The sequence below is a fragment of the Streptomyces sp. MCA2 genome (assembly GCF_023544705.1).
Taxonomy (GTDB): domain Bacteria; phylum Actinomycetota; class Actinomycetes; order Streptomycetales; family Streptomycetaceae; genus Streptomyces; species Streptomyces decoyicus.
On sequence record NZ_JAMJFM010000033.1, the window covers coordinates 56497 to 79205 of the forward strand.

Here is a 22709-nt window from a genome sequence, read left to right on the forward strand (position 1 = left end):
CTACCGATGGGTATGCGGAGGCAGGCCGGGACGGGGCGAGGCCGGCACCGGGCGCCGCCGTCCCCTTGCCCCGCGCGGGCCGTACCCCGTCAACTCTCGGTCCGGGGCCGCCCGTTGGAAGGGGCAAGAAGGGCGGAAGCGGACAGGCCCTGGTCGCAGCGGGCGGGGAGGGCAGCGGGTGGGACGGAACGACTGCGATCAGTCGGCGAGGGCGGGGGTCCAGGACGGGAGGGGCTCGGTGCCGTCCAGCCATGCCTCGGGCGGGCTCCCCGCGCGACCGGCGGCGACGATGCCGCCGACGATGGCGCAGGTGGTGTCGACGTCGCCGCCCGCCTGAGCCGTGGTCCAGAACGCCCGCTCGTAGTTGCCGATGTGCCGGGCCGCTGCCCAGAGGGTGAAGGGCACGGTGTCGTGGGCGCTGGTGCGTCGTCCGCATCCCAGGACCGCGGCGACGGTGCCGGAGTCGGCGTAGTCGAGCATGTCGCGGGCCCGGCGCAGCCCGGCCTGTACGGCGCTGCGCGGGATCAGCTCCAGCACGCCGTCCAGCAGCTGTTCGGGGCCGGTGTTGCGGTTCGGGTCGGCCACCAGGGCGGCCGCGGCGGCCACGGCCATGGCGCCGACGACGGCCTCGCGGTGCTGGTGGGTGGTGTAGGCGGAGATCTCCGCCTGGTGGGTGGCCTGCTCGGGGTCGTCGGCGTACCAGGCGCCGAGGGGAGCGATGCGCATGGCGGCGCCGTTGCCCCACGAGCCATGGCCGTTGAAGAGTCCGGAGGCGAGTTCACGCCAGTCGCCGCCCTCGCGGATCAGCCGCAGCATGCGGTTGACGGCCGGGCCGTAGCCACGGTCGAAGTCGTGGTGGTGGGCGAAGGAACGGGCGAGGTCGTCCTGGTCGATCCGGCCATGGGCGGTGAGCACCGCCAGGACGGAGCAGGCCATCTCGGTGTCGTCGGTCCACTGCCAGGGGGCGGGAGGCAGCTCGCGGCGCTTGAGCGAGGGGTAATGGGCGGGGACGAAGAACTGGGATCCGAGGGCATCACCCACGGCGAGGCCGCGCAGGCTCGCCAGAGCCCGCGCACAGCGGTCCGCGTCACGGTGGTCGGGGGTCATCGCTGTGCACTCTAACCGGTAGTGCCATAAGGCTCGGGTTCACACCAGCGCTCGAAAGGCCGGTCGAGGGCGTAGCGGCCGTCCGGGCCGAGCAGCAGGGTGCGCCATTCCGCATTGCCGGGATTGGACAGTGACTCGAAATCGGCCACCGTCCAGTGGAACCACCGCATACAGAACAGCCGCATGGTGAGACCGTGCGTGACGATGAGGACGTTCGGCGGGTGGTGGGGGTCCTCGAAGCTGCGCCACAGGCTCTCCAGGAACGCCCCGACCCGGTCGTAGACATCCGCTCCGGACTCACCCTGGGCGAAGCGGTAGAAGAAGTGGCCGTAGGCGTCACGGTAGGCCTTCTGCCGTCGCACGTCGTCACGGTCCTGCCAGTTCCCCCAGTCCTGCTCGCGCAGCCGGGGCTCCTCGCGCACCCGGACCTTTGCCGGATCGAGGCCCAGTTCCCGGAAGGTCTGGTGGGTGCGGCGGTAGGGCGAGACATAGGCGGAGATCCGTTCGTCGCCGAACATCTCGCGCACCGGTCCGCCGGCTTCGTTTGCCTGCCACAGCCCGGTCCTGGTGAGCGCGAGCGCATGATCGGGCTCCCGCTCGTACACGGTGTCGTCGACATTCCCCACCGACTCTCCATGGCGGATGAGGACGATGCGACGGGGCCGGGCCATGCCGCCAGCCTAAATCTCCTGCTTTGTACATGCCGCGCACGGCTGTCCTCACGGCGTTGTCCCCGCACCCCGTCCCCTCCGTTGTCCACCGACCGCTTCTGCCGGGCGGCCGTCGCGTATCTCGTAGGGGCGGCCACCGAAGCGTTGTCGCAGCAGGCGGTCGTGGGAGACGACGACCAGCGCGCCGGGCCATGCCGACAGGGCCGTTTCGAGCTCTTCGACGAGGGTGAGCGCCAGATGGTTGGTCGGCTCGTCGAGCAGGAGAAGGTCCGCGGGGCGGGCCAGCAGCCGGGCCAGCGCGAGCCGGCGCCGCTGACCGGCCGAGAGCGCCCCGACGGGCACAGAGAGGTCACCTTCGCGGAACAGGCCGAACGAGAGCAGCAGGGCTGCCAGCTCCTCGGTGTCCCCGGCCAGACCGCGGCGGAACGCGGCGAACAGCGGCTCGGCGGGGCGGGAGACCGGTATTTCCTGTGCGAGGAAGCCGATCCGCCCTCGTCGCTGCACCGTCCCGCGGTCCGGCGGGACGACCCCCGCCAGGACACGGAGCAGCGTGCTCTTGCCCGCGCCGTTGGCACCGTGGATCAGCAGGCGGTCACCGGCGGAGACGGTGAGGGAGTCCACCGCGAGCCGGTCCCCGACCCGCACCCCCTCGAGCCGGACGAGGGTGCCCTCGGCCTCGCCGATTCCCGGTGCCGCCCGGAAGCGGAGCGGCTCGGGCGGCCTGGCGACCGGATTCTCCCGGAGCCTTTGCAGCCGCTCCTGGGCATTACGCACTCGGCTGGACACGGAGGACTGGACACGGCCCTTGTCCCGGTCGTACGCCATCTTGTTGCCGTCCTTGATGGCCCGGCCCTGGGCGACGCTGCGTGCCCCGCCCGCGGCGAAGTCGGTGAGCTGCGCGATCCGTTCGCACCACCGGGCATGGTCCTGCTCCCAGCGCAGGCGGGCGGCAGCCTTGGTGGCGACGAACGTGCCGTAACCGCCGCCGTAACGGACGAGGCTCCGGCGGTCGGCGTCCACTTCGACGATCGCGGTCGCGGTCCGCTGGAGGAAGAGCCGGTCGTGCGAGACGGCGAGGAGGGTGCCCCGGTGGGCGAGCACGGCATCTTCCAGCCAGTCGAGTGCTGCGGCGTCGAGGTGGTTGGTGGGCTCGTCGAGAAGCATGACCTCGGGGGCGGCGGCGATCAGACAGGCCAGGCCCAGCCGGGCCTGCTCGCCGCCCGAGAGGCCGCCGAGCTGCCGGTCGTGGGCCAGCCGGGCCAGTCCCAGGGCGTGCAGGGCCTTCTCGACACGGGCATCGGCTTCGTAGCCGCCGCGCAGCTCGAAGACGGTGAGCAGCTCGCCGTACTCCTCCAGCGCGCCCGGTGTGGCACGGCCGAGCCCGCTCTCCAGCGACCGCAGCCGGCGCTCCATTTCCCTGAGGTCCGCCAGGGCTGCGTCTATCGCGTCCTGGACGGTGCGGTCCGGCGGGAGGTCGGGGGTCTGGCCGAGGTAGCCGATGCCGCCGTCGGCACGGACCACCACATGGCCCTCGTCGGGCTGCTCGGCTCCGGCGAGGATGCGCAGCAGGGTCGACTTTCCGGCGCCGTTCTCCCCCACGATCCCGATGCGTTCGCCGGGGCGTATCGACAAGGAGACACCGTCGAGAAGCAGCCGGTCCCCGTAGGACTTGGTGAGGTCGCGTATCGAGATCTGAGTGGGCAATCATCCTCCTCCACACAAATGCAACCCATGTCGCATTACGATGATGATGGCACACGAAATCCGCTAACGCAACAGGAGTTGCAATTGCCTGAGGAGACGGCACACGAGAAGCGGCGCGAGACCGGTGATTCCGCGCCCACCCCCGGCACCCGGCGCCCCGGCGGCCGCACCGCCCGCACCCGCGCCGCCGTCCGCGACGCGGTGCTGGCCGGACTCACCGAGCACGGCTATCCGGGCTTGACCGTGGAGTACGTCGCCGAGCACTCCGGCGTGCACAAGACGACGCTCTACCGCCGCTGGAAGGACGTCGAAGGCCTGGTGGCGGACGCCCTCGACCTTGCGGGCGAGGACAGCTGGGCCCCGCCCGACACCGGGTCCCTGGAAGGCGATCTGCGCGCCCTGGCCCGCGAGGTCGTCACCTCCTTCACCGACCCCGCGGTGGCCGTGTCGGGCTCCGCGATGATCGCTGCCGCCTTCCAGTCGGAGCGAGCGGCCGTGGCACTGCGTCACTACTACGCCGAGCGGTTCGCGCGCTGTGAGGTCCTCGTCGAACGCGCCGTCGGGCGCGGGGAATTGCCGGCGGCCCCGGACGCCGAGACCGCGGAGGTCATGCCGACGACTCCCCCGTCGGATACCGCTTCCGGCACCGCCCCGGGCAGCGCCATCGACGCCGGCGCGCTCGTCCGCTCCGTGTCCGCGCCGCTCTTCTTCCGCCTGTTCATCACCCGGGAGCCGATCGACGACGCCCTCGCCGACCAGGCCGTGGCGGTGACGCTGGCCGCCGCCCGCGCCGGGGCGTTCACCACCGGCGGTACGATCGACGGCTCCTCGGGCGCAGCCCCCTGACCGCGCCGCCGGTCACACCGTCCACGACGGTTCGAGCTGCACCACATCGCCCGCGATCGCCCGGACATCCGCGGCTATCTGGGCCCGCAGCGCCAACCGCTCCACCCTCTCGGGCCGGTACTTCCCCCGCTCCGCCGCCGACTGCCACATCGACAACACCAGGAACTCCTCCCCCGGAGCCCGCCCCAGCATCCCCCGCAGCATGCCCGGCGAACCCGCCATCGCGGGGTTCCAGACCTTCTCCTGCATCAGCATGAAGTGATCCACCCGGTCCTGGTGCACCTGGCAGTGCGCCAGCCGCAGGACGTCCACCTCACCGAACGACGGGCGGAATCCCACCTTCACATCAAACTCGTGCTCGAACAGCCGCACTTGGGCGTCCTTGTACGTACCGACCTGGGAGGCCGCCAGCCGGTCGTGCGAGCGCGCCATGAAGGAGTCGTAGAAAGCCCGGCTCTCCCAGAAGGCGACCAGATGGGCGACGCCCGGCCGCCCCCGGCTCCACCCCCCGCCCTGCCCTCGAAACCCCGGCTCACCCAGCAGCCCCGCCCATTTCCGCTGCCCCCGCTCGAACCCTCGACGGTCCACAACGGTGAGGCGAATCCACTTGACCAGCACCGCGCCATCGTACGGCCCAGTGGCGGGACGGGATCACTGCGCGTCACATCCCGACCGGCCCGAACTTCCTTACGGGCGGGGGTCGATCGGCGTGTGCACAGCCAGCCGACGCTCCACCTCCTCGGCCGCCTCCAGGCACAGGTCTTCCCGGTAGGAGCGCCCGATCAGCTGCACGCCATGAGGGAGCCCCGCCACCACCCCGGTGGGCACGGCTACCGCGGGCACGCCGACGAAGCTGGTCGCGGTGCACAGCCGCATCGCCTGCTGCACCCGCCGATGGCCCTCCTCGTCGCGCACGTCGTCCCCCGGCGCGAACGGCGGCTCGGTGAACACCGGCCCCAGGACCAGCGGGTACACGTCCAGGAACGCCGCCCAGTCCCGCTGGATGCCCATCCGCACCCCGGTCAGGCGCAGATAATCCGGCAGCTCCAGAGGGCAGGACCTCGCCATCGCCCTCTCGATATAGCGGTGGCCGCCCTCCCCGAGCAGCGGCTTGACGACCGGCCAGGTGGTGGCGAATTCCGTGAGCGTCATACGGGCGTAGGCGTCGAGGGTGTCGTCCAGCCTCGGTACGTCCGCCACCTCGGTCACCTCGTACCCCGCGTCCCGCAGCGCGTCAGCGGCGCTCTCCACCGCCTTGCGCACCACGGGGTGGACGCCGTGCCCTCCGGGGTCCGTCACCATCGCCACCTTGAGAGGACGCTCCAACGGATCGCCGTAGGGCGGCACCGGAACGGCCCGCGGGTCGCGCGGATCGGCCCCGGCCAGTACCTCGTACGCGAGCCGCAGATCGTCGACCGTACGGGCCAAGGGGCCGTCGACCACGAGGATCTGGGCGGCGAGGGAGGGATCGTCGGGCCCGATGCGGTGATCGGCGGCAAACCGCCCGTAGGTCGGCTTCAGACCCGCGACGCCACAGAAGGACGCGGGGATACGCACCGACCCTCCGGAGTCGTTGCCGAGTCCGAGCGCGGCCATGCCGCTCGCCACGGCCGCGCCGTCGCCGCCGCTGGTGCCGCCCGGTGTGACCGCGCTGCTCCACGGGTTCGCGGTGTCCCCGAACAGCTCGCTGCGGGTGTGGACACCGGCCAGGATGAGCGTCGGCATGTTGCTGTGCCCGACAGGGATGCCGCCGGCCGCGCGCAGCCGCGCCACCGGGGGCGCATCGGCGCGTGCGACAGAGTCACGCAAGCACTTCGCGCCGTAGGTCGTCGGCACGCCCTCGATGGCCGTGGTCTCCTTGACCGTGAACGGCACACCGGCCAGCGGGCCCAGCTCCGCGCCGGCCGCCCGGCTGCGGTCGATCTCCGCCGCCGCACCCCGCGACTGCTCGGCAAGGAGCTGGGTGACGGCGTTGACGGCCGGATTGACCTCGGCGATCCGCGCCAGATGGGCGTCGACCAGCTCCACTGCCGACACCTCACCGGTGCGCACCGCCCCTGCCTGGGCACGGGCCGGCATCTCCCACAGCGCGTTGCGCATGTCCTCACCCTTTCGTGGCCTCCGCCGGCCCTCCCCCGGACCGCGCAGGCCGTGTCAGACTCTTTCCGATGCGCTTGCATCGGATCCACATCGTAGCCTTGTCACCGATACATACGCATCGAATAAACCGGAGTGCGGGCATGCCCAAGCAGGTCGACCACGGGAGCCGGCGTCGGCAGATCGCCGAGGCCGTGTGCCAACTCGCCGACGAGAGCGGCCTGGAGGGCGTGACGCTCCGCGACGTGGCGGCCCGCGCAAAGGTGTCCATGGGGGCCGTCCAGCGCTGCTTCGGCACCAAGGAGGAGATGCTGGCCTTCGCACTCAGTGACATCGGCGAACGGATCGCCGCACGGGTGGCGGCCCGGCTCGTCGCATCGCCCGCCCAGTCGGCCCGTTCGACGCTGGGGCACGCCGCGGCCGAAGTGTCACTGCTCCGGGAGGAACATCGCGCCGAGGCCCGGGTCTGGCTGGCCTTCATGGCACAGGCCGCCGTCAGCCCGGCCCTGGCCGAAATTCTGCGCACCAACTACACCGGCCTTCAGACGGTGTTCGCGCGGCTGGTCGCCGACGCCTGCGACACCCCCGACCCGGACCGCGCGGCCCGCACCCTCCTCGCCCTCGCCGACGGGCTCACCACCCACGTCCTGATCGGCCACCTCTCCCCCGCCGCCGCCTTGGACGTACTGGACGGCCACCTCCACCGCCTCTGGGACGAGCGGGCCCGCTGAGCCGGGCCCTGCGACACCACGGGCGATGGGGGCACTTTCAAGCCATCGACGCGGAGACAAACCCCATGTGACCAGGGGCAGTTCACCCGCCCTGCGGAGCGCCGGACGTGACACGATGGTCAGCCAACGGGAAGTCCTGGGGAGTTGTCCGCGTGACCGCGTGGTTCGAGCCGTGTCCCCGGGAGATGACGGGAGGGAAGCCCGGTGAGCACGTTCAACAAAGGGATCGAAAAGGTCGAGGTCACCCTCAAGTGGGACCCCAGCCCCTTCGGGACGCCGGACAACGACCTCGACATCATCGCGGCGACGTATACGGCCGATGCGCCGCACGGCGATCCTGCCTATCTGGTGCACTTCGACAGCCGGTCGCCCGACGGGACCATCACCCTCAACCGGGACAGCAGGACCGGCCAGGGGTTCGGCTTCGACGAGATCATGACCCTGGAGCTGGACCGGCTGTCCGACACCTACACCCGCGTGGTCGTGGGCGTGGCCATCCAGCAGGGCGAGGGCCGCAAGGTCTTCGGCGACATTGAGAACACCGCCGTACGGATCCGCGAGGGCTACACCGATCTGGCGGAGAACGACTTCGCCGAGGTGGCGGACGCGACCGCCGCCAGGGTGGCCGAATTCACCCGGGACGAGGCGGGGCAGTGGCGATTCCACGCCGCAACCCGCGGATTCGACTCCGACCCGGACGCGTTCGTCTCGCAGATGGGCGGCTGACGGGAGCGGCGAGAGCCCGGCAACCGGCAGCAAGCAGGGGGAGGCGGCAGACAGCCGCCTCCCCCTGCTCCGCTCGACGGACGGGCCCGGCTGCCCGCACCGGCGCGACGGCCGCACGCCCCGGACGTTCGCTCCGCCGGCGCCCCGCCCCTGACGCTGACAAACTCCCCGCACACGACGGAGGGGACCGGCGCCCGGCCGGTCCCCTCCACGCTTCCACGAGCTGTGTCAGCCCGCGGCACGAGCCGCGCGGGCCCGCTTCATGCTCAGCTGCAACCGCTGGTCGATCCGCAGCCCTCGCACAGGTAGCAGCTGCCGGCCCGCTGCATCTTCGTCCCGCAGGAGAAGCACAGCGGCGCGTCGGCGTTGATGCCGAGCTGCATCTCGACGAGTTCGGCGTTGGTGTGCGCCTGCTTGGGCGCAGGGGCCGCGGCCTCCTCGACGATCTTCACCGCCGGGGTGGACTCCGTCACCGACTCGGTCTGCCGCGGCGCCGACTGGGCCAGGCCCTCGACGTCGACCTCGTCCTCGGACGGCTCGTACGAACCGGTCTCCAGGTGGCGCGTGCGCTCCTCGACGGAGTGGATGCCCAGCGCCGAGCGGGTCTCGAACGGCAGGAAGTCCAGCGCCAGGCGACGGAAAATGTAGTCGACGATCGACTGCGCCATCCGCACGTCCGGGTCGTCCGTCATGCCGGCCGGCTCGAAGCGCATGTTGGTGAACTTCGAGACGTAGGTCTCCAGCGGCACGCCGTACTGGAGGCCCACCGACACCGCGATGGAGAAGGCGTCCATCATGCCCGCGAGGGTCGAGCCCTGCTTGGACATCTTCAGGAAGACCTCACCGAGACCGTCGTCCGGGTAGGAGTTGGCGGTCATGTAGCCCTCGGCACCGCCGACCGTGAAGGAGGTGGTGATGCCGGGACGGCCCTTGGGGAGGCGCCTGCGCACCGGGCGGTACTCGACGACCTTCTTCTCCACCGGGGCCTCGGCCTCGACCTTGGCCTCCTCCTTCTTCTTGGCGGAGAGCGGCTGGCCGACCTTGCAGTTGTCGCGGTAGATCGCGAGCGCCTTCAGGCCGAGCTTCCAGCCCTCGAAGTAGACCTCCTCGATCTCCTCGACGGTGGCCGTCTCCGGGACGTTGACCGTCTTGGAGATCGCACCGGAGAGGAAGGGCTGCGCGGCGGCCATCATGCGCACGTGGCCCATGGCGGAGATCGAGCGCACGCCCATGGCGCAGTCGAAGACCTCGTAGTGCTCGGTCTTCAGGGCCGGGGCGTCGACGACATTGCCGTGGTCGGCGATGTGGGCGACGATCGCCTCGACCTGCTCGGGCAGGTAGCCGAGCCGCTTGAGCGCCTTGGGGACCGTGTTGTTCACGATCTGCATGGAGCCGCCGCCGACCAGCTTCTTGAACTTGACCAGGGCCAGGTCCGGCTCGACGCCCGTGGTGTCGCAGTCCATCATCAGGCCGATGGTGCCGGTCGGGGCCAGCACGGAGGCCTGCGCGTTGCGGAAGCCGTTCTTCTCGCCGAGGCGCAGCACGTCCTGCCAGGCCTCGGTGGCCGCCGCCCACACCGGGTTGTCCAGGTCGTCCATGCGCACCGCGGCACCGTTGGCGTCGGAGTGCTGCTTCATGACGCGCTTGTGGGCATCCGCGTTACGGGCGTAGCCGTCGTACGGGCCGACGACCGCGGCCAGCTCGGCGGAGCGCCTGTAGGAGGTGCCGGTCATCAGGGAGGTGATGGCACCGGCCAGCGCGCGGCCGCCGTCGGAGTCGTAGGCGTGACCGGTGGCCATCAGCAGGGCGCCGAGGTTGGCGTAGCCGATGCCCAGCTGGCGGTAGGCGCGGGTGGTCTCACCGATCTTCTCGGTGGGGAAGTCCGCGAAGCAGATGGAGATGTCCATCGCGGTGATGACCAGCTCGACGACCTTGGCGAAGCGCTCGGCGTCGAAGGACTGGTTGCCCAGGTCGTCGTCGCGCAGGAACTTCAGGAGGTTGAGCGAGGCGAGGTTGCACGAGGAGTTGTCCAGGTGCATGTACTCGCTGCACGGGTTGGACGCGGTGATCCGGCCCGACTCCGGCGAGGTGTGCCAGTGGTTGATGGTGTCGTCGTACTGGATGCCGGGGTCGGCGCACGCCCATGCCGCTTCCGCCATCTTGCGGAAGAGACCCTTGGCGTCGACCTCCTCGATGACCTCACCGGTCATCCGGCCGCGCAGCCCGAACTTCGAGCCGGTCTCGACGGCCTTCATGAACTCGTCGTTCACGCGGACCGAGTTGTTGGCGTTCTGGTACTGGACGGACGTGATGTCGTCGCCGCCCAGGTCCATGTCGAAGCCGGCGTCGCGCAGCGCGCGGACCTTCTCCTCCTCCTTCACCTTGGTCTCGATGAAGGCCTCGACGTCCGGGTGGTCCACGTCCAGGACGACCATCTTGGCCGCGCGGCGGGTGGCGCCGCCCGACTTGATCGTTCCGGCGGACGCATCGGCGCCGCGCATGAAGGAGACCGGGCCGGAGGCGTTGCCGCCGGAGGAGAGCAGCTCCTTGGAGGAGCGGATACGGGAGAGGTTCAGGCCGGCGCCGGAGCCGCCCTTGAAGATCATCCCCTCTTCCTTGTACCAGTCGAGGATCGACTCCATGGAGTCGTCGACCGAGAGGATGAAGCAGGCGCTGACCTGCTGCGGCTGCGCGGTGCCGACGTTGAACCACACCGGCGAGTTGAAGCTGAAGACCTGGTGGAGCAGGGCGTACGCCAGCTCGTGCTCGAAGATCTCGGCATCCGCCGGGGAGGCGAAGTAACCGTTCTCCTCGCCGCCCTTGCGGTACGTCTTGACCACGCGGTCGATGAGCTGCTTGAGGCTGGACTCACGGGTCGGGGACCCCACCGCGCCACGGAAGTACTTGCTCGTGACGATGTTGACCGCGTTCACCGACCAGAAGTCGGGGAACTCGACGCCACGCTGCTCGAAGTTGACCGAGCCGTCGCGCCAGTTGGTCATGACGACGTCGCGAGACGCCCACTCCACCTCGTCGTACGGATGCACGCCGGGTGTGGTGTGAATGCGCTCGATACGCAGACCCTTGCTCGCCTTGCTGCCCTTGGCGCGGGAGCCTCGTGCCGGGCCGCTCGTCGTCTCTGTCATGCCGCCTCCCTGTATACGGGCAAACGCCCATATGTGCGCACTCATTCCGTGGCACGGTGTATGTCTTTCTGCTACCGGGACGCCCTGCTCTCGCCCCGGTACAGGTCCTGGATGCGCGCCGAACTCAGTCGGCGGCGGTGGCGGGCACGGGGGCGGCCGGGCCGCCGGCCTCCCCTTCGGTCCCGCATTCCTGCCCGGGCGGTCCCTGCTCGCGCTGCTCCCGCAGCTCGGCGATGGCCGCCTCGAAGTCCTCGAGTGAATCAAAGGCCCGGTAAACGGACGCGAAGCGCAGGTACGCGACGAGGTCGAGCTCCTGAAGCGGGCCCAGTATGGCGAGCCCGACGTCATGGGTGGACAGCTCGGCACTGCCGGTGGCACGCACCGCTTCCTCGACCCGCTGGCCGAGCTTGGCGAGGGCGTCCTCGGTGACCGGGCGCCCCTGGCATGCCTTGCGCACACCCGCGATGACCTTGTTGCGACTGAAGGGCTCGGTGACCCCGCTCCGCTTGATCACCATCAGCGACGCCGTCTCGATGGTGGTGAAACGGCGGGAGCAGTCGGGGCACTGGCGGCGCCGGCGAATCGCCGTCCCGTCATCGGTGGTGCGACTGTCGACGACCCGGCTGTCCGGGTGCCTACAGAAGGGGCAGTGCATGGCTCCACCCTCCTCACCGCTCGATATACGGACGTACGTACGCCAACGAACCCGGCACACGCCGATAACCTCCGACGGGTCCGTACGGGCCCTTCGGAGTGGTCACCAGCATAGGCGATTCCCGACCCCCTGGGAGACCAGGCACCACAACTTCTGGGTAACCGATCGCATCTAACCACTAGATGTGGTGTCGGGGCGCTTACATCTGCCTACCGCGTGTCGCGGCGGCGACGGGCCGGACGGTCGCCCATGAGAGTACGGGAAGCCACCCGGGCGGCGGCGCGGCGGGGAGAGGATGACAGAATCGGCCGGGTCGCGGCGGCCGGCCGCCGCACCCCTCCGCACACCGACGGCCCGACACACCGGACGGCCGGAAAACCGGGCGGAAGGGCACGGCCAGGGCCGGTATTTCCGCTCGGCCATACACCCCGCCACTGATTCGAGCAGCCAATCGGCGAATATTTCACTCGAACGTGTGTTTGGCGCAACCTTTCGAAAGCAACTACCGTTGGCTAACTAGGGAGAACATTTCGAGAGGGGCCGACGTGACCACCACCGCAGACAGCGCGACCATCACCGCACAAAGCCACTCCCAGAGCCGGTTCGAGCATCAGCAACAGGCACAGCGGCCGCCGATGGACGACGCCACGTCGGACTCCGAAGAGCAGAAGCCCGCCCGCTCGCTGCCCGGCCGCCCTCCAGGGATCCGAGCCGACAGTTCCGGACTCACCGACCGCCAGCGCCGGGTGATCGAGGTGATCCGGGATTCGGTGCAGCGGCGCGGCTACCCGCCGTCCATGCGCGAGATCGGCCAGGCCGTCGGGCTGTCCAGCACCTCGTCCGTCGCCCACCAGCTCATGGCTCTGGAGCGCAAGGGCTTCCTGCGGCGCGACCCGCACCGCCCCCGGGCCTACGAGGTCCGCGGCTCGGACCAGACCACCGCAGCGGCGACGGAGACCGCCGGCAAGCCCGCCGCCTCCTACGTCCCGCTGGTCGGCCGGATCGCCGCCGGTGGCCCGATCCTCGCGGAGGAGTCGGTCGAGGATGTCTTCCCGCTTCCCCGCCAGCTCGTCGGCGACGGCGAACTGTTCGTGCTGAAGGTCGTCGGCGACTCCATGATCGAAGCCGCGATCTGCGACGGCGACTGGGTCACGGTCCGCCGCCAGCCGGTCGCCGAGAACGGTGACATCGTGGCCGCCATGCTGGACGGCGAAGCCACCGTCAAGCGCTTCAAGCGCGAGGACGGCCATGTGTGGCTGCTGCCGCACAACTCCGCGTACCAGCCGATCCCCGGCGACGAGGCGACCATCCTCGGCAAGGTGGTGGCGGTACTGCGCCGCGTCTGACCCGCCCCTCACGACCGAGCCCCGGAACCACTGCGCCGGTTCCGGGGCTCTGCCATGCCGCTGAACCTAGTCCTCGGCGGCTTCCGGCTGTGCCGCTTGCGGTGATTCCGCCGCCTTTGCCGCCGCATCGATGGCGGCGAGGGAGCGGCGGACCTGGTTGCGGTCGGTGGTGTACCAGAACTCGGGCATCGACTTGCGGAGGAAGGAGCCGTAGCGGGCCCGCTCCACACGGGGGTCGAGGACGGCGACCACACCGCGGTCGCCGGTGGCCCGGACCAGACGGCCGGCGCCCTGGGCCATCAGCAGCGCCGCATGGGTGGCCGCGACCGCCATGAAGCCATTGCCGCCGGCCTCCTCCACAGCCTTCTGCCGGGCGCTCATCAGCGGGTCGTCCGGCCGCGGGAACGGCACCCGGTCCATCACCACCAGCTGGCAGTTCGCGCCCGGCACGTCGACGCCCTGCCACAGGGACAGCGTGCCGAACAGGCACGTACGGGCGTCGGAGGCGAAGGCCCGGATCAGCTCGCCGAGCGTCTCCTCGCCCTGGAGCAGGATCGGCACGTCCAGCCGGCCGCGCAGCTCCTCGGCGGCGGCCTGGGCCGCGCGCATGGAGGAGAAGAGGCCGAGGGTGCGGCCGCCGGCGGCCTCGATCAGCTCGGCGAGTTCGTCGAGCATGTCGGTGCGGCTGCCCTCGCGGCCGGGCTGGGCCAGATGCTTGGCGACGTAGAGGATGCCCTGCTTCGCGTAGTCGAAGGGGGAGCCGACGTCCAGGCCCTTCCACGGCGGGATGTCCTCGCCCTCCGTGCCCTCGGGCGCCAGGCCCAGGGACGCCGCGACACCGTTGAAGTCGCCGCCCAGCTTGAGAGTGGCGGAGGTGAGGGTCACCGAGCGGTCGTCGAAGAGCTTCTCGCGCAGCAGGCCCGAGACGGACAGCGGGGCCACCCGGAGGGACGCGCCGAAACGGTCATGGCGCTCGTACCAGACGACGTCGTACTCGGAGCCGTTCGCGATGCGCTCGGCGACGGCATGGACGTTCTCCACCGCGGCGAGGGCCTGCTTGCGGACGGCGTCCTCGTCCTGGACCGACTTGTCACGGGTCGAACCGAGCGCCGAGATGACCGTACGGGCCGCATCCCGCAGCGCCATCAGGCAGTAGCCGAGGTCCTCGGGGATCTCCTCGAGACGGCCGGGCAGGGCCAGTTCCATCAGGCGCTCGAAAGACTCCGACGCGGTCTGGAGCTGGTCGGCGGCCTTTTCGTTGACGAGCTTGGCGGCCCGGCGCACGGCGCGGTTGACCTGCCCCGGGGTGAGCTCGCCGGTGGCGACGCCGGTGACCCGGGAGACCAGCTCATGGGCCTCGTCGATGATCAGGACCTCGTGCTGCGGGAGGACCGGCGCACCCTCGATCGCGTCGATGGCGAGCAGCGCGTGGTTGGTGACGACGACATCGGCGAGCTTGGCGCGCTCCCGGGCGGCCTCGGCGAAGCACTCCGCCCCGTAGGCGCACTTCGAGGCGCCCAGGCACTCCCGGGAGGAGACCGAGACCTGGCCCCACGCGCGGTCGGAGACTCCGGGGGTCAGCGCGTCACGGTCGCCGGTCTCGGTCTCGTCCGCCCAGTCGCGCAGCCGCAGCAGGTCCTTGCCGAGCTTGCTGGTCGGCGTCGCCTGCTCGAACACATCGAAGAGACCGTCCTCCTCTTCCTGGGGGACGCCCTCGTGGAGGCGGTGCAGACACAGGTAATTGGAGCGGCCCTTGAGCATGGCGAATTCGGGGCGACGGCGCAGCAGCGGATGCAGCGCCTCGACCGTACGCGGCAGGTCGCGCTCGACGAGCTGGCGCTGGAGCGCCAGGGTGGCCGTGGCGACCACTACTCTCTCGCCGTGCGCGAGCGCCGGCACCAGATAGCCGAGGGACTTTCCGGTGCCGGTGCCGGCCTGCACCAGCAGATGGGCCTGTTCGTCCACGGCCCCGGCGACGGCCTCGGCCATCGCCACCTGGCCGGGGCGCTCGGTGCCGCCGACGGCGGTGACGGCGGCATGGAGCAGATCGGGGAGGGAGGGCTTCGTCATAGCGGTGCAAGCCTACGCGGGACCACTGACAGCCGGTCCCGTCACGGGTGGTGCAGCGGATTGGGGACGGTGCCGTGCACGGCCGCGTGCGGGCGGTCGCGGCGGTCCCGGTAACCGTCCACATGCAGACGGTTGCGGTTCAGGCACAGCCGCTCGATCCGCGGAGTGAGCAGGTCGAAGGTCTCGTGCCGCTCCTTGAGGGCGGGGAAGCGCTCGTGGTGGCGCAGGATCTCCGCCCGTACGAGTGACCAGAACTCGGCCTCGGGAACGCCCAGTTGGTCCGCGCACAGCGGCGCGAGATAGCGGAAGACACCGACGAACAGCCCGGAGTGGATGAACTGGGTGAGGAAGGCGGGCGGTTCGGTCAGCAGCACGGCCCGTACGTCGTCGGGCATGGAGTCGTGCTCCGGGAGCGGCCGGGAGCTGGTGTTGACGTCGTCGACGAAGTCCTTGACCGCGAGGCGGGTGGGGACGTCGTGCTCGTCGAAGACGACGATGGCGTTCTCGCCGTGCGGGGAGAAGACCGTGCCGTACCGGTAGAGGAAGTGCAGCAGGGGCGGGAGCAGGGCGGCGAACAGCCGGGCCAGCCAGTCGCGCGGGGCCAGCCCCGAGCGGCGCACCAGCTCCGCGGTCAGGGAGCGGCCCTGCGGATCGGTCTGTAGCAGCGCGGCCAGGGTACGGGCGCGCTCGCCGGGGTCCAGCTGTCCGCTGACCGGCTCGCGCCAGATACAGCCGAGCAGCTCCTTGAACTGGTACGGGACGCCGGGCAGCCGGTCGTAGAGGGGGTGCTCGACGGTGACGGAGGCGGTCTCGCCGAGCAGGATCACCCGGGTCTCGTCGCGCAGATAGGGGTCGGCGTCGCGCAGGCCGTGCACCCAGCGGGTGACGGCGGGCGCGGCGAGGGTGCGCTCGGTGGGCAGACCGCGCCAGACGAGGGTGTTGAGGATGGACAGCGGCAGTTTGACCGTACGGGCCCGTGGGCGGCTGAGGTTGAGGAAGGTACGGATCGACTGCTGCGGCAGGCGGAGGTCGTTGTCAGTGGGCAGCGCGATGATGGATCTGTCGGCGAGCTGCGGGGCGAAGAGCGGGGCGATGGTCTCGTCCCATTGCCAGGGGTGCACGGGGAGGTAGAGGTAGTCGGCGGGGTCGTGGCCCTCGTCGGCGATGGTGCGGGCGAAGGCGTGACGGGTGGCGGGGGCGAGCTCCTCGCCGTAGAGGCGGTCGGGGGTGGCCAGCGTGGGGATACCGCGGTAGTGGGCGATGCTGTGGTGCGCGGCGAGCCAGGGCAGGCGCTGGGGGGTGCGGGCTTCGGGGGCCCAGGTCGCCGCGTCATGGGCGGAGAAGCCGAGCCGGCCCTTGTTCGCGACGAGCCAGGGGTGGCCGGTCTGGTGGCCTTCGAGGGTGGCGTAGTCCAGATCGGCGAGGTCGGCGGCGCTGAGGGCGGTGGCGTCGAGCCGGGTGTCGGCGGCGAGGGTGGCGGTCAGCTCGCGGATGAGGTGGCCGGTGGTGTCGCCGGACAGGCCCAGCACGGTGTCGTGGGCGTGGGTGAGGAAGCGGAAGGGGTCGGTGTCGGGGGTGATCGAATCGGGGTCGACGCGCCAGTGGCCGTAGGCGCCGCGGCGGGCGCGGAAGCGGTAGACCAGGTCGTCGGTGATCCGCAGCCGGTACTGCGGGGTGCCGTCGGATGCGGTGCCGTCGGGCTCGGGGGTGAGGACTTCCTCGTACGCGAACTCCGCCAGGGTCTTGGCGAACAGTCGGCGCGCGGCATGCTGCCAGGCGCTGTGCGAAGGCTGGGGCTCGGGCGACAAGGCGGGCTCCTCGAAGCGGGACCGCCCCGGCACGTACGGGGGACAACCGGGGCAGCGGGGATGGACGGCGGGCCGGAGCGGGACCGTCGGCGGACGGCGCCGGGGTCAGAGCAGGTCGCGGAGCGCGCGGTCGCGGACCATCAACGCCGCGCGTTTGCCGGGCAGTTCGATCTCGTCGCCGTAGCGGAATCCGGCGCTCAGGAAGGCCGCGACGGAGGCGGTGTTGCGCAGATCGGGCTCGGCGAGGACCCGCGCGCACTGCGGGCGGTGGTCGAGTACGAGATCGGCGGTGGCGCGCAGCAGCATGCCGCCCAGCCCGCGTCCCCGGTCTCCGCCCCCGCCGATGAGCAGATGGATACCGGTGTCCTGGGGGCGGGCCGGGTAGTGGCGGGCGAGGGGGTCCAGATCGGCGCGGTAGATCTCCCAGTAGCTCATCGGGAACCCGGCCAGCACCCCCAGGCAGGGCACACTGCGGCCGTCGCCGTCGAGCTGGCCGCGCAGATGGGCGGCGGTGGTCTCCGGCGGACCCGCCAGCTCCCAGAAGGCCGCCACGGCCGGATCGTTCATCCAGCCGGTGATGAGGGCGAGATCGCGGGCCGGCCGGACGGGAACGAGCTCGAACGGCCCGGCGGGGGTGTCGGCCGCACCCCAGCCCGCCAGGTTGTCGAGCAGCGGGCCGGCTGCCGGGACGTCCAGGGACGCCGGCCGCCCGTGCCCCTCGGCGAACAACGCGCTGAATTCGGGCGGGAGTTGCAGATCGAGGGTGTCATCGGAGCTGGAGCCGAGGCCGGAATCGGTGGGTGGCACGGCGACACTCTCCTCTCGTGGCCGCGTGCCGCGTGGCCTGGTGGGTCGCGGGGCGCCGGGGACGGGGACGGGGGCCGGAAGGCTGCGGGCGGGGGTTGCGCCGGGCGGCTACGGGGCGAGGGGGTTGGGCAGGGTGACGTAGACGGACTGGGTTTCGACCGGGCCGACGAGTTCGTCGAGGCCGTGCAGCCGGGTCGCCAGATTGGCCTTGCAGCGCAGCGTGCGGGCGGCCAGCAGCTGCTCCGGGAGCGGCGAACGGTGCGCGCGGGGGGCCGCGGCGGCGTCGGCGAGGAAGCGCCGGAAGGCGGCGAGCAGGATCTCCTCGCGGGCCAGGCGCTGGGAGCCGAAGGCACCGATGAGGCCGAGGACGTTGTTGATCCCGAGGTAGTAGGCGAAGCGTTCGTCGGTGACGTCGTCGGCGACGAAGCTGTCGCTCGCCACGCCGATACCGGGCAGCCGCCGCTCCAGCTCGGCGCGGCGGGAGGTGCGGAAGTAGTAGCCCTGGTTGTCGCGGTAGCGGCCGCCGACCGGCCAGCCGTCGGGGTCCAGCAGCACGAGGGTGTTCTGCTGGTGGGCCTCCAGGACGATGCCGGCCGTGCCGTCGAGCCACAGCAGGGGCCGTACGACCGCTTCGAGGTAGCGCAGGAACCATTCGGTGGCCACGGCGTCCAGGGCACGGCCGGTGCGGGCGCCGAGCGTGACGACGAGAACCTCGAGCCGGGAGCGCACCCCCGAGTGGCCGGGCCAGGGCCGGGGAGAGGTGAGACCGGCGACGCAGACGGCGTCGTCGGTGGTGCTGAAGGGGTTGTGGCGGATGACGACATCGAGGCCCTGGACGGGTTCGCCGTCGGGGCCGTCGACGGCGAGGTAGGCCGGGTCGCGGACGATGTCGAAGCCGGGGTGGACGGTCTGCCACTGCTCCGCGAGGCCGGTGCGCAACAGCCGGTGTACCTCCACACCGCGGACCAGTTCCTTACGGAGGTTCTCCCGGCGGGAGTTGGTGATGCGCAGCCCGAGGGAGAGCTTGAGCATGGCGTCCGCGTCGGGCCGGTAGACCGTGCGGACGGAGGAGGTGGGGTGCCAGCGCGGGCCGTGGGCGCCGAGGTCGTGCAGCAGTCCGGCCTCGCGGAGGGCGGTGACGTCGGGGCGGTCGGCGAGTTCCCTGGCCTGCCAGGGGTGCAGCGGCAGGGGCACGGTGTCCTCGGGGAGCCGGAGGCCGTCCCCGGCGAGGTCCCTGGCGAGCTGCTCGGCCGGGACGGACTTGCCGCGCTCGGTCCAGGCGGAGTCGGCGGCCAGGGCGGAGCGGTGCACGGCCATCCAGTGCAGCGGGAAGGCGCCGCGCAGTTCGGGCGAATAGGCCCGGGTCTCGGCGTCGGAGAGGCCTTCGCGGCTCTTGGGTGTGGGGTGCAGCGGGTGGCCGAGGAGGAGGGACTGTTCGGCTTCGAGGAAGAGGGCGCCGTGGTCGTCGGCGGGCCGGGCGCGCCGGTCGGTGAGGAAGGTGGCGACATTGCGCACGGAGTTGGCGACCCGGCCGATGAGTTCGGCGCCGTCGCCGTCCGGTGCCTGCTGCCCCTCGCCGTCCGGTTCCGGCCGCTCGTCGGTGTCCGCCACCCGGTGCTCGCCGCCGTCGGAGGCCCGGCGGTCGCCGTACGCGGCCTCGCGGCGCAGCAGCGCGGCGAGGGTGACGGCGTCCAGCGGGGCGGCGCCGGCCGGGGCGCCTTCGAGGGCGGGGGCGCCCAGACGGTGCCAGCCCGTGGGCGACCAGTAGCGGACGGGGATGTCCAGGGCGCCCGCGGCGGCCCGCAGGGGGATGCGCAGCCTGGTTTCGGCCGGGCGGTGGGTGCCGTTCTCGCGGAGCCAGCAGCGCAGCAGATGCTCGATGCCCGCGGCATCGGCGGCGACGGCCGGATCCGGGTGATCGAGAGGGTCGCGGTCACCGGACCGGACGTGGTCGTACGGGCCGGGGGCGCCATGGGGGGCGGCCGGGTCCTGGGCCTCGCAGGGCTGCTGGTGGCAGCCGTCGTCCGCGGCGCGCCGCTGCTGGCGCGGTACGGACTCGATCGTGCCCGCGCCCTGGTGGGCGGGGATGCGCTCGGCGGGCTGGCCACCGTCGGGGCCGGGGCGTTCGTTCATGGGGAGGTGCCTCGCATTGTCGTGGGGGACGAGCCCGTCGGCCCGGGGGTGGTGCGGACCGCCGCCGCGATGGCGTCGGCGAGGCGGTCGAGGATCGCTTCCGCCTGTTCGTCGGTGATGGTCAGGGGTGGCAGCAGCCGGACGACGGCGGAGTGCCGGCCGCCCAGTTCGACGATCAGGCCGCGTTCCAGGCAGGCGTGCTGGACGGCGGCGGCGAGCTGCGGGTCGGCGGGGCGGGCACCCATGGCGTCGGCATCGGCGCTGCGGTCGACGAGCTCGACGCCGAGCATCAGCCCGCGGCCGCGGACATCGCCGATGCAGTCGTGGGCGGCGGCGAGGGCGGTGAGCCGGTCGAGCATCCGGGCGCCGAGCTCCCCGGCACGCCGGTCGAGGCCGTTGGTGCGGACGTAGGCGAGGGTGGCGGCTCCGGCGGCCATGGCGAGCTGGTTGCCGCGGAAGGTGCCCGCGTGGGCGCCGGGCTGCCAGGCGTCGAGCTCCTCGCGGTAGACGATCACGGCGAGCGGCAGGCTGCCGCCGATCGCCTTCGACAGCACGATCACATCGGGCACGATGCCGCTGTGGTCGACCGCCCAGAAGGCGCCGGTGCGGCCGACGCCGGTCTGCACCTCGTCCACGATCAGCGGGATCTGCCGGGCGGCGGTGATCTCCCGCATCCGCCGCAGCCAGCCGTCCGGCGCGGGGATCACCCCGCCCTCGCCCTGGACCGGCTCCAGGATCATCCCGGCCGGTGTGGGCACCCCGCTCTTGGGGTCGTCGAGCAGGCTCTGTGTCCAGCGCGCGGCGAGCTCGGCGCCGCGCTCGCCGCCGGTCTGGAAGGGGCAGCGGTAGTCGTACGGGTAGGGCAGCCGGACCACGCTGGTGTGCTGCGCGCCCCCGGAGGCGGCGAGCGCCTCCGCGGTCATGCCGTGGTAGGCGCCGGAGAAGGCCATCAGGCCGTCCCGGCCGGTCGCGGTGCGGACGAGTTTGAAGGCTGCCTCGACGGCGTCCGTGCCGGCCGGGCCGCAGAACTGGATGCGCGCCGTTTCCGCCAACTTCCCCGGGAGGGTGGCGAAGAGCTCGGTGGTGAAGGCGTCCTTGACGGGAGTGGCGAGGTCGAGGACGTGCAGTGGCGCGCCGGAGTCGAGGACCGTGCGGATCGCTTCGAGCACCACCGGATGGTTGTGGCCGAGCGCCAGGGTGCCGGCGCCGGAGAGGCAGTCGAGATAGCGCCGGCCGTCGGCGCCCTCGATGGTCAGCCCGCGGGCGCGCACCGGGACGATGGGCAGCGAGCGCGCGTAGGTGCGGGCAGCGGACTCACGCAGGGACTGCCGGCGCAGGATCCCCTCATGGGCCGGCGGCGCGGCCGCCGGCACGGTTTCGGTCAACGCCACGGCAGTTGTGTCCTCCTGCTGGTGAGCTGCTGGTGCCGCGCGGGCTGGGGGCAGCCCGGGACGTCCCCCGTACGTACCAACGACGGCGGCCACTCGGGATCACGGTTTTCGGCAAGATCCTTGATGGCGTGGAACCGGGGACCCGAGTACCGCCGTCCCCATCGTCACCGGCATAGTGGGGTGTTGCGCCGGGATCTTGAGGTTCATGACAAAGAACAGACCGGTGCAACACCGAACAAGCCACACCGGCTCAGTCCGATTCACCAGGGGGAGCTCACCCATGCGATCCATACGTCGGCCAGTCCTGGCCGCCGCCGCCCTCACCGCCGTCGTGGCACTCACGGCCACCGGCTGCGGACCCGAGGGCGGCAACGCGGACTCCAAGGCCAGCCAGTCCGCGGCCCAGGACTCCACGGGCGGGGGTGGCTTCCAGATCCCTCAGGACATCCAGGACAAGCTCAAGGAACACGGCTTCGACCTGGACAAGTGGAAGAACGGTGAGTGGAAGAACTGGGACCGGGACAAGTGGCTCCGGGAGGCCGGGGAGTTCATCAACCCGATCATCAAGGACTTCTGGGACAAGGACAAGATCGACAAGGTCAAGCCGCCCCAGGACCCCAGCAAGCCCGAGGACATCTCGGAGGACCAGGGCAAGACCGACCCTGAGCCCGCCGCCGTCCCGGCTCAGGCCGTGAAGACCCCGTACACCTCGACCGCTCCCGGTGTGGGCCTGCTGCTGTTCAGCACCGACGAGGGCGGGTCGCGTTGCTCCGCCACCGTCGTCAAGGACCCGGCGCACCCCGGTAAGTCCAACCTCGTGTGGACCGCTGCGCACTGTGTACACAAGGGCAAGAGCGGCGGCTGGTACCGCAACATGATGTTCGTGCCGAACTTCAACAAGACCGGTGGCACTGCCGGCCAGTTGAAGGGCAAGTCCTACGAGGACCGGGTCCCGTCGGGCAAGTGGTGGGCGGACGACATGGCGACGTCCCAGGAGTGGATCAAGGGCGGCGGCGCCGTTCCGGGTGTGCCGATGGCTCCGTACGACTTCGCGCTGATGCATGTGAAGCCGGAGGAGAACACGGGCGGCAAGTCGCTCGAAGAGGTCGCCGGCGGTGCGTACCAGGTCGACTTCAACGCGCCCGCGATGGCCAAGATCCCGAGCCTGACCGCGCAGGGTTACCCGGCCGAGCCGCCGTTCGACGGTGCGGCGCAGCAGCAGTGCACCGACAAGCCGAGCCGGCTGTCGATGGACGCCAACAAGCCGACCATGTACCGGATCGGCTGCACCATGACCGGTGGCTCCTCCGGTGGCCCCTGGTTCATCAAGGGCACCGACGGCAAGCCGGTGCTGATCTCCAACATGTCGATGGGGCCGCGTCCGGCCCGCTGGTCGGCCGGCCCGCACCTGGGCCCCGAGGCCAAGAGCATGTTCGACACCATGAGCAAGAAGTGGGCCGGCAAGCAGTAG

Annotated in this window: 17 protein-coding genes; 5 read left to right on the forward strand and 12 right to left on the reverse strand. The window is 71.2% G+C overall.

Going from position 1 to position 22709, the window contains the following annotated elements; translation table 11 throughout:
* Positions 1-198: 198 nt before the first annotated feature.
* Genes M8I34_RS25425 through M8I34_RS25435 form a run of 3 tightly spaced genes read right to left on the reverse strand, consistent with a single transcriptional unit; the run spans position 199 to position 3482 of the window.
* Positions 199-1107 (reverse strand): ADP-ribosylglycohydrolase family protein, encoded by a 909-nt coding sequence (locus M8I34_RS25425; protein WP_250052785.1) that lies wholly within the window; start codon positions 1105-1107, stop codon positions 199-201.
* A gap of 11 nt (positions 1108-1118) precedes the next feature.
* A complete protein-coding gene (locus M8I34_RS25430) occupies positions 1119-1778 on the reverse strand; it encodes a histidine phosphatase family protein (RefSeq protein ID WP_250052787.1) in 660 nt (219 codons plus the stop codon).
* A gap of 48 nt (positions 1779-1826) precedes the next feature.
* Positions 1827-3482 (reverse strand): ABC-F family ATP-binding cassette domain-containing protein, encoded by a 1656-nt coding sequence (locus M8I34_RS25435; RefSeq protein ID WP_250052788.1) that lies wholly within the window; start codon positions 3480-3482, stop codon positions 1827-1829.
* Positions 3483-3566: 84 nt separating this feature from the next.
* Here M8I34_RS25435 and M8I34_RS25440 point away from each other — a divergent pair, with 84 nt between their 5' ends.
* Entirely contained in the window at positions 3567-4328 is a 762-nt protein-coding gene (locus M8I34_RS25440; protein ID WP_250052790.1) for a TetR/AcrR family transcriptional regulator, read from the forward strand.
* Between the two features lie 12 nt (positions 4329-4340).
* Here M8I34_RS25440 and M8I34_RS25445 read toward each other — a convergent pair whose 3' ends face one another.
* Both M8I34_RS25445 and M8I34_RS25450 read right to left on the reverse strand, forming a co-directional pair.
* A complete protein-coding gene (locus M8I34_RS25445; protein ID WP_250052792.1) occupies positions 4341-4946 on the reverse strand; it encodes a YdbC family protein in 606 nt (201 codons plus the stop codon).
* 69 nt (positions 4947-5015) lie between these two features.
* Positions 5016-6428 carry an amidase gene (locus tag M8I34_RS25450; protein ID WP_250052794.1) on the reverse strand — a complete coding sequence of 471 codons (1413 nt, stop codon included), beginning with the start codon at positions 6426-6428 and terminating at the stop codon, positions 5016-5018.
* A 140-nt stretch (positions 6429-6568) separates the two neighbouring features.
* Here M8I34_RS25450 and M8I34_RS25455 point away from each other — a divergent pair, with 140 nt between their 5' ends.
* Positions 6569-7156 (forward strand): TetR/AcrR family transcriptional regulator, encoded by a 588-nt coding sequence (locus M8I34_RS25455; RefSeq protein WP_250052795.1) that lies wholly within the window; start codon positions 6569-6571, stop codon positions 7154-7156.
* Positions 7157-7360: 204 nt separating this feature from the next.
* Positions 7361-7882 (forward strand): TerD family protein, encoded by a 522-nt coding sequence (locus M8I34_RS25460; RefSeq protein ID WP_250052797.1) that lies wholly within the window; start codon positions 7361-7363, stop codon positions 7880-7882.
* Positions 7883-8148: 266 nt separating this feature from the next.
* Here M8I34_RS25460 and M8I34_RS25465 read toward each other — a convergent pair whose 3' ends face one another.
* Positions 8149-11028 (reverse strand): vitamin B12-dependent ribonucleotide reductase, encoded by a 2880-nt coding sequence (locus M8I34_RS25465; RefSeq protein ID WP_250052799.1) that lies wholly within the window; start codon positions 11026-11028, stop codon positions 8149-8151.
* A 124-nt stretch (positions 11029-11152) separates the two neighbouring features.
* A complete protein-coding gene (gene nrdR / locus M8I34_RS25470) occupies positions 11153-11683 on the reverse strand; it encodes a transcriptional regulator NrdR (RefSeq protein ID WP_250052801.1) in 531 nt (176 codons plus the stop codon).
* A gap of 545 nt (positions 11684-12228) precedes the next feature.
* On the opposite strand from nrdR, the gene lexA reads away from it, so the two are divergent.
* Positions 12229-13029: a transcriptional repressor LexA gene (gene lexA / locus M8I34_RS25475; protein WP_030088314.1), complete on the forward strand. Its 801-nt coding sequence runs from the start codon at positions 12229-12231 to the stop codon at positions 13027-13029.
* Between the two features lie 66 nt (positions 13030-13095).
* On the opposite strand, the gene M8I34_RS25480 is transcribed toward lexA, so the two are convergent.
* From M8I34_RS25480 to M8I34_RS25500, 5 genes are all read right to left on the reverse strand, one after another.
* Entirely contained in the window at positions 13096-15099 is a 2004-nt protein-coding gene (locus M8I34_RS25480) for an ATP-dependent DNA helicase (protein ID WP_250052803.1), read from the reverse strand.
* 41 nt (positions 15100-15140) lie between these two features.
* A complete protein-coding gene (locus M8I34_RS25485) occupies positions 15141-16907 on the reverse strand; it encodes an IucA/IucC family siderophore biosynthesis protein (RefSeq protein ID WP_250052804.1) in 1767 nt (588 codons plus the stop codon).
* 105 nt (positions 16908-17012) lie between these two features.
* On the reverse strand, positions 17013-17714 hold the full coding sequence (locus M8I34_RS25490; protein WP_250052806.1) for a GNAT family N-acetyltransferase: 702 nt from the start codon (positions 17712-17714) through the stop codon (positions 17013-17015).
* A 108-nt stretch (positions 17715-17822) separates the two neighbouring features.
* Positions 17823-19847: an IucA/IucC family siderophore biosynthesis protein gene (locus M8I34_RS25495; protein WP_250052808.1), complete on the reverse strand. Its 2025-nt coding sequence runs from the start codon at positions 19845-19847 to the stop codon at positions 17823-17825.
* On the reverse strand, positions 19844-21238 hold the full coding sequence (locus M8I34_RS25500) for a diaminobutyrate--2-oxoglutarate transaminase family protein (protein ID WP_250052810.1): 1395 nt from the start codon (positions 21236-21238) through the stop codon (positions 19844-19846). Before M8I34_RS25500 ends, M8I34_RS25495 begins: the two co-directional genes overlap by 4 nt.
* A gap of 280 nt (positions 21239-21518) precedes the next feature.
* On the opposite strand from M8I34_RS25500, the gene M8I34_RS25505 reads away from it, so the two are divergent.
* Complete coding sequence (locus M8I34_RS25505; protein WP_250052813.1) at positions 21519-22709, forward strand: serine protease; 1191 nt, start codon at positions 21519-21521, stop codon at positions 22707-22709.

Excerpts from the sequence above, each read along its gene's own strand:
- M8I34_RS25425 (WP_250052785.1), bottom strand. The coding sequence starts at position 1,107 with ATGACCCCCGACCACCGTGACGCGGACCGCTGTGCGCGGGCTCTGGCG.
- M8I34_RS25430 (WP_250052787.1), bottom strand. The coding sequence starts at position 1,778 with ATGGCCCGGCCCCGTCGCATCGTCCTCATCCGCCATGGAGAGTCGGTG.
- M8I34_RS25450 (WP_250052794.1), bottom strand. The coding sequence starts at position 6,428 with ATGCGCAACGCGCTGTGGGAGATGCCGGCCCGTGCCCAGGCAGGGGCG.
- M8I34_RS25455 (WP_250052795.1), top strand. The coding sequence starts at position 6,569 with ATGCCCAAGCAGGTCGACCACGGGAGCCGGCGTCGGCAGATCGCCGAG.
- M8I34_RS25465 (WP_250052799.1), bottom strand. The coding sequence starts at position 11,028 with ATGACAGAGACGACGAGCGGCCCGGCACGAGGCTCCCGCGCCAAGGGC.
- nrdR (WP_250052801.1), bottom strand. The coding sequence starts at position 11,683 with ATGCACTGCCCCTTCTGTAGGCACCCGGACAGCCGGGTCGTCGACAGT.
- M8I34_RS25480 (WP_250052803.1), bottom strand. The coding sequence starts at position 15,099 with ATGACGAAGCCCTCCCTCCCCGATCTGCTCCATGCCGCCGTCACCGCC.
- M8I34_RS25495 (WP_250052808.1), bottom strand. The coding sequence starts at position 19,847 with ATGAACGAACGCCCCGGCCCCGACGGTGGCCAGCCCGCCGAGCGCATC.
- M8I34_RS25505 (WP_250052813.1), top strand. The coding sequence starts at position 21,519 with ATGCGATCCATACGTCGGCCAGTCCTGGCCGCCGCCGCCCTCACCGCC.